The organism is Lentisphaerota bacterium (assembly GCA_016873675.1).
Lineage (GTDB): Bacteria > Verrucomicrobiota > Kiritimatiellia > RFP12 > JAAYNR01 > VGWG01.
On sequence record VGWG01000083.1, the window covers coordinates 1 to 11,810 of the forward strand.

Genomic DNA, 11,810 nt, shown 5'->3' on the forward strand with positions numbered 1-11,810 from the left:
ACGCCGACCCGAAGATCCGGCGAATCTTCGACCAGTGGAAGAACAGTGGCACGGGCGTCTCGCCCGTGGATGGCGGAAAGGCAGGCGGGACGCCTGCCACACTGGATTCGCCGTTGTTCAAGAACCAGGAGCTGAAGGCGCTGATGATCGAGGAGACCCCGTGGCTGCGCGAGGCGCAGGACGAGAGCCAGGCGCGGCGCAATGTCGGCATCCTCTTCGACGCCAACCGGCTCGACACCGAAACGGCGGGCGCGTTCGACAAGCTGGCGAAGATGCAGTTGAGCGACGGTCTGTGGCCGTGGTTCCCGGGGTTCCGGGGCGACCATTACATCACGCTCTACATCACGACCGGATTCGGCCGGATGCGCCACCTCGGCGCCGAGAACGTGGACCTCTCGCTGGCGATCAAGTCACTCGCCGCGCTCGACGCCTGGATGGACGACACCTATCGCTACATCCTCAAGCACGGCAACAAGGGGGTGAACAACCTGAGCCCCCCCATCGCCTTCTACCTCTACGGCCGCAGCTTTTTCCTCAAGGACAAGCCGATCGCCAAGGAGCATCAGGAAGCGCTCACTTACTGGCTCGGCCAGGGGAAGCAATACGGACTGGAACTCCGCTGGCGGCAGCCGCAGGCGCATCTGGCCATCGGGCTGAAACGCTTCGGCGACGCCGAGACCCCGCTGGCGATCCTGAAGTCCATCCGCGAATTCAGCGTCAGCAACGAAGAGATGGGGATGTTCTGGCGTGACACCGAGCTGAGCTGGTCGTGGTTCCGCGCGCCGATCGAAACGCAGGCGCTGATGATCGAGGCGTTTGACGAGGTTCTGGGCGACGCCCAGGCGGTTGAGGACTGCAAGGTGTGGCTGCTCAAGCAAAAGCAGACGCAGGACTGGAAGACGACCAAGGCCACGGCCGATGCGGTTTACGGGCTGCTGCTGCGCGGCAAGAACCTGCTGGCCAGCGACGCGCTGGTCGCGGTCAGCCTGGGCGGCGAGACGATCAAGCCCGAGCAGGTCGAAGCCGGCACCGGGTTCTACCAGCAGAAATTCGTGCGCGGCGAGATCAAGCCCGCCATGGGCAAGATCACCGTCACGAAGACCGATGACGGCGTGAGCTGGGGGAGCGTTCACTGGCAGTATCTCGAAGACATGACGAAGATCACGCCCTACGAAGGGACGCCGCTGAAGGTCAAGAAGACGCTCTACCGCAAGGAAACGACGGCAAAGGGGCCGGTGTTGGAACCGGTCAAAGGGGCGCTGGCGGTCGGCGACGAGCTGGTGTGCCGGATCGAAGTGCGGGTGGATCGCGACATGGAATACGTACACCTCAAGGATCAGCGCGGCAGCGGCACCGAGCCGGTGAACGTGCTGAGTCAGGCCAAGTACCAGGACGGCCTGATGTACTACGAGAGCACCCGTGACACGGCGAGCCACTTCTTCATCCACTACCTGCCCAAGGGCGTGTACGTCTTCGAGTACAGCGTGCGCGTGCAACTCAAGGGCACCTATCAGAGCGGCATCGCCAGCATCCAGTGCATGTACGCCCCCGAATTCAACAGCCACAGCGAGAGCTTCGAGATTGAGGTGAAGTGACCTTAAAATACAAGGAACGTGACCACGCCAAACTGCGCGAGGCGATGATTGCGTGGGTGCGCGAAACTGGAAACAACGTGCTGTTTTGTTCTGAAATGACCTATCTGGTTGATCGTATGGACGAACGGCTGATCGATCCATTGCCGGAAGATGTGAACCCCTTAACCGAAGAAACTTGAGCGAGAGAGAAACACGTATGGGCAAATCAGTGTCTTTTTTTGTGGCGGGTGTGACGACCGGTCTGCTGGTCGCTTGTTTGTTCGGCGCTTTTGTCATTCGTCCGAGAAAGGCGGGAGACGCATCTGCTGGCCCGGGAGGGCGCGGGATTGTGTTGAAGCTTGCCCATGGATTGGACGAGACCCATCCCGTCCACAAGGCCATGGAGGTCATGAGCAAGCGCCTTGAGGAGCTTTCAGGGGGCAAAGCCTCGATCGACATCTACTCCGGCGGCGTGCTCGGCAGCGAGGTCGATTGTCTCGAGCAAGTGCAGAAGGGAGAGCTCGCGATGACCAAAGTCTCGACGGCCGCGCTGGAGGCTTTTTTGCCGGAAATGAAGGTCTTCAGCGTTCCCTTCGCGTTTCGCGATGCGGACCATTTCTGGAACACGCTGCACAGCCCGATCGGCACGCGCATGCTCGGCTTGGGCGTCGAGCGCCAGTTCCGGGGCCTCTGCTATTACGACTCGGGCGACCGAAATTTCTACACGACTAAAAAGCCCATCCGCTCGGTTGCCGACGTAAGCGGCATGAAGGTGCGCGTGATGAACAGCCGCACGGCGATGGACATGGTCAAGGCCATGGGCGGCAGCCCGTGTCCGATCAGTTGGGGCGAACTCTACACGGCCTTGGCGCAGGGCACGGTGGACGCAGCCGAAAACAATCCCCCGTCTTTCATCACCAGCCGCCACTACGAGGTGTGCAAGTACTTCATCCTCTCCGGCCACCAGCGTATCCCGGACATGGTGATCATCAGCACCAAGGTATGGGACCAGCTTCCGCTCGACATCAGAACCGCGCTCCAGCAGGCGGCGGACGAGTCTGCGGTCTTCCAGCGCCAACTCTGGAAAGAAACGACCGACGCCTGCATGCTGACGGCGAAGCAGAATGGCGTCGAGATCATCACGCCGGATCTGGAGAGTTTCCGCAAGGCCTGCGCGCCGATCACGGAGGGCAAGGATTATCTGGTGATCCAAAAAGTGCTCTCCGAGATTCGGGAGGTGAAGTGATGGGTGCGTGGCAAAGTTTTCGGACAGGGCTCATACGGGCTCTGGAGAAGCTGGTGATCGTGATGGTGGCCGTGTTGACGCTGACGGTGCTCTGGGGCGTGTTTTCCCGCTTCGTGTTGGGAAAACAGGCCGCCTACACGGATGAGCTGGCCCGTGTGCTGTTGGTCTGGATTTCAATGATTGGCGCCGCGCTGGCTTTCGGCGAGAACGCGCATCTCGGGGTGGACTATTTCGTGAACAAGTTGCATCCCGAGGCACGCAAGACCCTCAGCATGATCGTGCAACTGGTCATCATGGTGCTGGCGATTCTCGTCTTTATCGTTGGCGGCTGGGGCCTGGCCATGGGCCAGCTGGGGCAGCAGTTGCCAACGATGCCGTGGATGTCGCGCGGCATGGTCTACGTTGCGATCCCGATCAGCGGCGTGTTCATGCTGTTGTTCGCGATTGAAAACCTGATTGAGATCGTCAAAACGCCCGCCGACCAGATCGGTGCGCAAACCCAAGCGGAAGGCTAATCCCATGCTCGGCATTATACTGGTGTTGGCGCTTTCTTTTTTTGTGCTGTTGCTGATGAACGCGCCTGTCGCCGTCGCGATCGCGTGCTCCTCGCTTCTGGCGATTCTTGCCAACGGCGGCGACCCGGGCTACACGGTGGCTCAGCGCATGGCGAACGGGGTGGATAGTTTTCCGCTGTTGGCAATTCCGTTTTTCGTATTCTCCGGCTACCTCATGGGGCGCGGCGGGCTGGCGCGGCGACTGATCGATTTGGCGGCCTTATTTGTGGGGCGATTGCCGGGCGGACTCGGGTATGTCAACACGCTGACGTGCATGCTCTTTGGCTCGATTTCCGGGTCAGCGGCGGCGGCCGTCTCGTCAATCGGCGGCTTCATGATCCCCGAGATGAATAGGAAAGGCTACAACCGCGAGTTCAACGTGGCGGTGACGGCGACAGCCGCGACGACCGGCCTGCTGATTCCGCCCTCCAACGCCATGATCGTGTATTCGGTGGCGGCCGGTTCGGTTTCGATTGCGGCGATGTTCATGGCCGGCATTCTGCCGGGCATTCTGGTGGGTCTTTGCCTCATGGTGGCCTCGGGCATTATCTCGGTTCGCAACGGGTACGGCAGAGCGACCGCAGGCGCGGGTGCCGGGGCGCGCGTCCATCCGTTGCGGGTCTGCTGGCGCGCCCTGCCCAGCCTGCTGCTGGTGATCATCATTATCGGCGGCATTCTCAAAGGGGTATTCACGGCGACGGAGGCGGCGGCAATTTCCGTGGCCTACGCCTTTCTGCTGTCCGTGGTTTTCTACCGCGAGATCCCGTGGAAGGATCTTCCGGGAATTTGTCTAAAGACCGGCATGACGACGGCTGTGGTCATGCTCTTGATCGGGGCGTCGAGTTCCATGTCGTGGATCATGACGATGGCCAACATCCCGCAGACGGTGTCCGCCGGGCTGATGGGGCTTTCCGAGAACCCGTACATGATTCTGCTGACGATCAACGCCATGTTGCTGGTGGTCGGGATGTTCATGGACATGACGCCCGCGCTCCTGATCTTCACGCCGATCTTGCTGCCCGTGGTGCGCCAGATGGGGCTGTCGGACATCCATTTCGGCATCATCATCATCGCGAACCTCTGCATCGGACTGTGCACGCCGCCGGTGGGAACCTGTCTGTTTATCGGTTGCGGCGTCGGCAAAACGACCCTTGCGAAGGTGACGGTGAAGGCGCTGCCGTTCTTCCTCGCGATGATCGCGGCGCTGATGCTGATCACCTACGTGCCGTGGATTTCGCTGGCGATTCCCCGGATGTGCGGCCTGCTGAAGTAGCGCGCGGACTTGTCTACGGATGGCTTCCCAATCCTTACAGCCTGACGGTCTTCTTTAGGCTGACCCCTCGCGATGGGGCAGATGTGTCTCTTCACGTGAACACGGGAACCGGTTACTTGACATTCACCCCCGTCTCTGGCACATTCCACACCATGAATGGGAGGCTCCAGAGGGGGCCCTGCCTGCTTTCGGCCGGTGTGGGCCGGGGCCGACCGGAACCAGCCGAAAAGCGATTTCTTATCAATCACTGACCTTCTCCCCGCCGCCCAAACCAACGTGCCTACGGAAAACACCAACAGCATTTTCAACACCGGACCGGCATCGCGCGGAACGCTGTTGCGCTTCCTACTCGCGTTTGTCTGGAAATATCGCCAGGGCAGTGCGCGCGTGCTGTGCCTGCAGCTTTGCCTCCTGGCCATGGGCCTTCTCGGGCTCAGCCTGATGGGCACAGGCGTAGACTACATACGGTTCACGGCCGCGAGACAGAAATTCAGATTAGTGGCAGAGGAGAGAGGAAAGACTCCTCCCGACAGTGCGCGACAAACGCAAGAGGGCCGGAAGGGACGGGATGGACAAGAAGAACGTGATTGGCCTGCCGATTCCTCAAGTCCCTCAGGTCTTTCCGCTTCGCCAGCCTCCCCAAAGCCTCCCCACTGGCCTTTCGGCGTCCAACCGCCGCGAGACGCCGAGCCCATGCGCGTGCTGCTTGTGCTGGCCTGCGGCATCCTCGTGTTTGCGATGCTGCGGGGCGGACTCAATTTTCTATACACGGTAGAGGCCAACAAACTGGTGCAACAGCAGATCGTCGTGGACCTACGGGCTCAAGTCTACGACAAAATGCAGCGCCTCAGCTTTCGGTTCTTTGACGCCAACGCCAGCGCCTCGATCATCAACCGCGTCCTCGGGGATGTGCAAGCGGTCCGCCTGTTTGTGGACGGCGTGGCGCTGCCGTGCGTGGTGCTGGTGCTGTCGCTGCTGGTCTACCTGGTCTACATGCTGCAGATTCATGTCGGCCTGACACTGGCCTGTCTGGGCACCACACCGCTGCTCTGGTATGCCATGTGCCGATTCTCGAAGTTGCAGCAGCCGCGCTACCGGCGCGTGCGCGACTTGGCGGACCGGGTGGTGCTGGTGCTGGACGAATATTTACACGGTGCGGCAATCGTGAAAGGCTTTGGCCTTGAAGCGAAGGAGATCGCCAAATTTTCCGTTGCGAACCGCGCCGTGCGCGACGAACAGCTCAGCATTTTTGTGACTCAGTGCTGGTTTCATCCGCTGATCGGCTTTCTTTCACAGATCAACATGGCCGTGCTGCTTGTTTACGGCGGTTGGTTGGTGATCGGTTACGAACGCGCGCCCGACGCTGCGGCCGCCATGCAGACCGGTATATCCATCGGTCAGTTGCTGGTATTTTTCGGGTTGCAGCAGCAGTTCTCGGGACAGGTAGCGAACATCGGCAACATTGCCAACAGCATTCAGCAAAGCCTGATTGCCGCCCGGCGCGTGCACGAGGTCCTCACGGCGCCACTGGACATCCAGAGCCATCCAGACGCGCGGCGCTTGCCGCAACCGCGCGGTGCCGTGACGTTCGAAAACGTGGTCTTTGGCTACGACCCTCAAGAACCGGTGCTCCGCGACATCACGCTCGATGTGCTACCCGGTGAATGCATCGCCGTTCTTGGCGCCACCGGGTCAGGTAAAAGCGCGCTGATGAGTCTCATCCCGCGCTTCTATGATCCGCTTTCCGGACGCGTGCTGGTGGACGGCGTGGATGTGCGCGACCTCGACCTGGACGATCTGCGCCGCAGCATCGGCATTGTGTTTCAGGAAAGCTTTCTGTTCAGCACCACGATTGCAGCCAATATCGCCTTTGGCCGGCCGGATGCCAGCCGTGCGCAGATCGAACGGGCCGCCCGCGTCGCGGCGGCGCACGACTTCATCCAGCAGTTGCCACAGGGGTACGATACCATCCTCCACGAGGGCGGCGCCAACCTCTCCGGCGGCCAGCGTCAGCGCATCGCCATCGCGCGCGCCATCCTGCGCGAGCCCGCCATCCTGCTGCTGGACGACCCCACGGCCGCCATTGACGCCCACACGGAACGCGATATTCTGCTGGCCATGGAAGGCGCCATGCAAGGGCGCACAACCTTTGTCGTGGCGCACCGCCTCAGCACGCTGCACCGCGCCAACCGTGTGCTTGTCCTGGAGCATGGCCGTATCGCGGAGCTTGGCACGCATGCCGAGCTGATGGAGCGCGATGGCTTGTACCGCGAAGTGGTGGCCATTCAAATTAGCGACCTGTCGGGGGGCGCCGCATGAGCACGCCCCGCAAAATCCGCCAGGACCGGTCGGCGCTGACCGTGGTTCAGCACAAACAACGCGAGTCGGAACGTCGGCCTCTTGATTTCGACCTCATCCGGCGTTTGTTCCGGTTCTCCGAGCCATACCGTAAAACCCGCACGCTATTATTGGTGCTGGTGTTGACCCGCACCGTGCAACTACCGCTTCTGGCGTGGGCCATTGGCGCCGTGCTGAGCGGTCCGGTCAGCCGACTCGACCTGCGCGGCATTATCCTCGGCACGCTCGGCTATCTGCTGCTGGCGATCATGACCCAGGGTACCTTCATTTTTCGCTCCTTGTTTGCCCTGCGCATGGGCGAACACGTTTTGCACGATTTGCGGCGCGACATGTTCGGGCATCTCCAGCGGCAACCGATCCAGTTCTTTGTGGACACCCCCATCGGCCGCATGATCAGCCGCTTCACCAATGATGCGGAAGGCGTCCGCGCAGGCGTGCAGGATGTGCTTTTTGTCACGCTGGTCCAGACCGGCCAGATGCTGATCGCTGCGGCGGTGATGTGCTATTACGATTGGGCGCTTTTTATGATGCTGCTGGCGCTGGGGCCTTTCTTGTTCGGCATGAATTACTACTTCCGCCGCCGCCTGAGCCGTATTCACCGCACGCTGCAGGAGAGCTTCAGCCGCGTGACCGCCACGCTCGCGGAATCGGTCAGCGGCATCCGCGTCACACAGGGATTCTCGCGTGAACGCCGGAACGCCGACCTGTTCAGCGAACTGGTCGCCGATCATGCCACCTTCAACCAGGACCTGGCCCGCGCCTCGGGTGTCTTCCTGCCGCTACTGGAGATCAACAACCAGCTTTTTCTTGCGGGGCTGCTGCTCGTTGGCGGCTGGCGCGTGCTGCACGGCAGCACAGGCGTGGAAAACCTCTACCAGTTTGTAATGATGAGCGGGGCTTTCTTCCAGCCCATGGTCAGCATCGGCAACATATACAACCAGGCGCTGGCATCCATGGCCGGCGCCGAGCGTGTGTTTCAATTCCTCGACACGCCGCCCGCATGGCAGGATCGGCCTGAAGCGCGGCCGCACACGCTGCAGGGGCGTGTCGAGTTCCGTCATGTGCATTTTGCCTACCGGCCTGAGACGCCGGTGCTGCATGACATTTCTTTTACGGCCGAGCCAGGCCAAACTATTGCGCTGATCGGCCATTCCGGCAGTGGCAAGACCACCATCGCCAATCTGATCGCCAAATTCTACCTTCCAACCCGGGGCGAATTGCTGCTCGACGGCCAGGAGATCCGCCTGGTCCAATCCGACTCGCTGCACCAGCAGATCAGCATGGTGCTGCAGCAAAACTTCCTGTTCTCAGGCACAGTTATTGAAAACATCCGCCTGGGACGCCCCGCTGCCACGGACCATGACGTGCGTGAGGCGCTACAACGGCTCGACTGTTTTGATGCGCTGGATTCACTGCCTGAAGGCCTGCAAACTGTGGTCGGCGAGCGTGGTGCCGGAATCAGTCTGGGACAGCGGCAAGTGATCTGTTTTGCGCGAGCCATGCTGGCCAACCCGCGTATCCTGATTCTCGACGAGGCCACCAGTTCTATTGACACCATCACCGAACTGCGCATCCAGCATGCGCTGGAGGTTCTGCTGGCGGGACGCACCAGCTTTGTGGTGGCCCATCGTCTCAGCACCATCAGGCATGCAGACCTGCTGCTGGTGCTTGACCGCGGACGCATTATCGAACGCGGCACACACACCGAACTGCTGGCAGTCGGCGGCGCTTATGCCAGCCTCTACAGACAATTCGTACGCGCGGGCCAAATCCGCGAATAAGCAGACACCGTATGGCTCCCTTCCGCCACTTCTGAGAATGACTGTCGCGGGTTTTTACGAGGCGCGTCGCCCGACCCACGCCTGGATCCCCGCAAGGGTGTCGGCCCAGCGCGCGGGCGTGGTGCGAATGTCGAGGAAGCGGTCGTACAGCTCGAAGAAGATGCTCCAGTAGGTTTCGATCAGCAGCATCCGCTCCTGGAACTTGCCGGCGGGGTCGATCTGCTCGCCCTTCGGCAGCTTCAAGCCGCGGATGCCGAAGTCGGCGTCAACCGTGGCCGACCATATCCGATCCCCTTCAGCAAGGACAAGCTTGGCCCGCTTGAGCTTTTTGCCGCAGTAGAGCGCCGTCCCCGCCTCACGGCTGTTGAGCGGCGTCCCCTTGCGCAAAACCGCCTCGTGCGCCCCTTCGCCTTCGCGAAAGAACGTGAGCGGCCCCTCGAGCATCAGCCCGATCTGCTGGCCGCCGGACCGGCGAAGGATGCCGCCCTCGCTCTCCCAGAAATACCAGAGCCACGTCAGGAAATCCATCCCCAGGGTGGGTTCGGGCGCAGGCTCGGCCGCCGGGTCGGGCGAAAAATTGACCGGTGAGAGGTCGTTGGCGTTGATGCGTTTGCGCTTCAACGCGGCGGTGTCGGCGGTGAGCAGGATAGGCATGACACCGGTCGTCTCGCGGAAATAGGGCGAGAGCAGGTCGATCTGTTTGTCGGACATTGCGGCGGCGAGCAGCAGATCCTGCCGGAAGTCCACCACCACCGGGAGCCCCGAAAGCGTCGGCGGCATGGTCGGCAAGAGCTGCTCCTGGACACGCTGGCGGATTTCGGCACGCACGGCCCGGGGCAGCACGTTCGTCTCGCGGGCGCGAAGTTCGATCTCCTCCTCCAGCCGGCAGTGCGCCCGCAGGAGCGACTCGGGGATTTTTCGCTCGGCCCGCATGTAGGTGACATGGAGATACCCGCCCATGACACACGTCTCTTCGGTCAGGATTCGGTCGAGCAAATGACGCCCGCCGACCCAGCCGAAGATCGGCTCGGAGGAGAGCGTCTCGATCGGCGGCGCGGCGTGGCGCGCAAACGCCTCGATATCAGCCGGCCCAAATTCCCGCGCAAGCGCGAACAACCGGAAACTCACACTGCCGCTGTCAAACGCCATGTCAGTGCATCTCCACGTCCACGCTGCCGATGCCGGAGCGGAGGTAGCTGAAACAGACGTCGGGATGGTCGGCGAGCAGCGACATCGGCACGCTGCTGTCGGGGATCCGCTTGCCGATCATCAGCGCCGTGAGGCGGATGCCGAAGGGGTTATCGTGGTGGCCGGGATGCCAGATCGAGACCCGTTCGGCCTTCCACGTCTCGACCGGACCGACCGTCGCCGCCCGCGTCGGCACGAGCGAGACGTTGCCGCCCCCCGAGGTCCGGGCGTTCTGGATGATCGTCACCGGATGCAGGTCCACCAGCCGGGTCTGCAAGGCGCGGAACTCCGCCGGGGTCGGCGGCGCATCCTTGTACTTCCCGGCGCGCTGGGGCGGATCATTGAACGCCCAGTGCTTGATCTCGCCCTGCCCGCCCTGCATCAGCACGCAGCGCGCCTGGTCGTAGCTGGCGCGATAGGCCCGGAGGTCGCCGGTCGGGAAGTGCAGGTTCGCCGCGGGCATGCGCAGCGCCTTGGCGATCCGCCCGAAGCAGAGGTCGTGATCGCATTTCGCGAAGGAGAGCGGATGGGTCGGCGGCACGGTCGCGCCATCCTGGACCCACTCGTCCATCCCCCAGAAATGGGCGTGCTTCAGGTTCAGCCCGAGCGCGTTGACCATCTGCGCCACGATCGGGAGCTGCTCGGTCGGCCCGATCGGGCCGCAAATGCCGGCCGGACTGTCAGCGGTCGCCTGCCGCCACGCCGTGATGTATTCCAGCGCCTCGGCGGCGTAGAACTCCTGCGGCGTGTCGTAGATCCGCACGGTGAATCCCGGCCGCGAAAGCTGCGCCAGGTCCCGCGCCTTGAGCGCGGCGGCATCGCGCAGAAGCTCCGCGTCGAGCGTCGTGTAGTCCCACCATCCCGGTGCCAGTTTACTGATTGGGCGCGCCATAGACCTTCTCCTTCAACAGGGTTTTGAGTGGATCATCCTCCGGCCCGCAGAAACCCAGATGGCTGTGCCGGAACCAGCCCTCCGCAAACTCGAAATGCTTTGAACGGCCGCCGACCCGGCGGCAGGTCTCCTTCATTTCGCTCAGATAGGAGTCCATCCCCTGGCTGATGTCGAGCCACTCTTTCTGGCTGCGATGACAGGCGAGCATGGCCCACTTCGTCTCCATCACGGACGTCACGTCCACGTAGCAATCGGGGATGACCGGCCGCCGCAGGGGGTCGGTCAGGCCATACGGGAGCGCATGATAGACCGTGACCGGCGCCTGGTAGGGCGGCACGGGCGGCACGGTCAGATGGTTCGTCATGCCGCGGGTGAAGGCGGCGGAGACCGTGAGGCGGCAGGTGTTGCCGTGGTCCTCCATGTACTCGTTGGGCGACTGGGTGAGCACGATATCGGGCCGGATGGCGCGCAGCCCCGCGCTGACCCGCGCCAGCGACGGCTGATCGTAGAAGATCGCCAGATCGTCAAACAGCGGCTCGTGGTGGACGGCGCCGATGAGCGCCGCCGCCTCGCGGGCCTCCTGGAGGCGGATGCGGCTGATCGCCTCGCGGCTCAGGCGGTTGGTGCCGCAGCACCCGTTGGCCAGCGTCCAGACGTGGAGCTCCGCGCCGGCGGCGCCCAGCAGCATCAAGGTGCCGCTCATCATCAGTTCGATGTCATCCGGGTGCGCCGCGACGGCCAATACGATGGGTTTAGTCATGGGATCCTCAGGGCGCAATCAATTCAAGGGATTTCAATGCGGGGAAGTGTACCGGTTCAGCGCCCAAGAGGCAAGCGTCTGATGATGCAGGTCGGTGGTCGGCTAGCGACAGGGGTGTGTGAGTGGGTAGTGACGGGACAACACATGCCGTTGGTGCGCTGTCAGCGGACGATCCGCCGGTCCT

The 11,810-nt window shown here is 62.3% G+C and carries 8 protein-coding genes and 2 pseudogenes; 7 read left to right on the forward strand and 3 right to left on the reverse strand.

From position 1 onward, the window contains the following. The first annotated feature begins 86 nt into the window (after positions 1–86). From FJ222_09715 to FJ222_09745, 7 genes and pseudogenes are all read left to right on the forward strand, one after another. Positions 87–1,595 (forward strand): annotated as a pseudogene (locus FJ222_09715) (alpha-2-macroglobulin family protein). Between the two features lie 5 nt (positions 1,596–1,600). After that, positions 1,601–1,756, forward strand: a pseudogene (locus tag FJ222_09720) (polysaccharide pyruvyl transferase family protein). A 35-nt stretch (positions 1,757–1,791) separates the two neighbouring features. Further along, positions 1,792–2,820 carry a TRAP transporter substrate-binding protein gene (locus FJ222_09725; protein MBM4164699.1) on the forward strand — a complete coding sequence of 343 codons (1,029 nt, stop codon included), beginning with the start codon at positions 1,792–1,794 and terminating at the stop codon, positions 2,818–2,820. Further along, the gene (locus FJ222_09730; protein MBM4164700.1) at positions 2,820–3,335 is read left to right on the forward strand and encodes a TRAP transporter small permease; all 516 of its coding nucleotides are present in this window, start codon (positions 2,820–2,822) and stop codon (positions 3,333–3,335) included. Before FJ222_09725 ends, FJ222_09730 begins: the two co-directional genes overlap by 1 nt. 4 nt (positions 3,336–3,339) lie before the next feature. Beyond that, a complete protein-coding gene (locus tag FJ222_09735) occupies positions 3,340–4,647 on the forward strand; it encodes a TRAP transporter large permease (protein ID MBM4164701.1) in 1,308 nt (435 codons plus the stop codon). Between the two features lie 441 nt (positions 4,648–5,088). Beyond that, positions 5,089–6,966, forward strand: coding sequence for an ABC transporter ATP-binding protein (locus tag FJ222_09740; GenBank protein ID MBM4164702.1), 1,878 nt, complete (start codon positions 5,089–5,091; stop codon positions 6,964–6,966). Next, positions 6,963–8,786 (forward strand): ABC transporter ATP-binding protein, encoded by a 1,824-nt coding sequence (locus FJ222_09745; protein MBM4164703.1) that lies wholly within the window; start codon positions 6,963–6,965, stop codon positions 8,784–8,786. Before FJ222_09740 ends, FJ222_09745 begins: the two co-directional genes overlap by 4 nt. Before the next feature lie 54 nt (positions 8,787–8,840). Here the strand turns inward: FJ222_09745 and FJ222_09750 are convergent, their stop codons facing one another. The 3 genes from FJ222_09750 to FJ222_09760 are packed head-to-tail and all read right to left on the reverse strand — an operon-like array spanning position 8,841 to position 11,626. After that, positions 8,841–9,935: a hypothetical protein gene (locus FJ222_09750; GenBank protein MBM4164704.1), complete on the reverse strand. Its 1,095-nt coding sequence runs from the start codon at positions 9,933–9,935 to the stop codon at positions 8,841–8,843. 1 nt (position 9,936) lies between these two features. Then, positions 9,937–10,866 carry a glucosamine-6-phosphate isomerase gene (locus FJ222_09755; protein ID MBM4164705.1) on the reverse strand — a complete coding sequence of 310 codons (930 nt, stop codon included), beginning with the start codon at positions 10,864–10,866 and terminating at the stop codon, positions 9,937–9,939. Beyond that, on the reverse strand, positions 10,847–11,626 hold the full coding sequence (locus FJ222_09760) for a hypothetical protein (protein ID MBM4164706.1): 780 nt from the start codon (positions 11,624–11,626) through the stop codon (positions 10,847–10,849). The genes FJ222_09755 and FJ222_09760 overlap by 20 nt, the downstream gene beginning before the upstream one ends. Positions 11,627–11,810 lie beyond the last annotated feature (184 nt).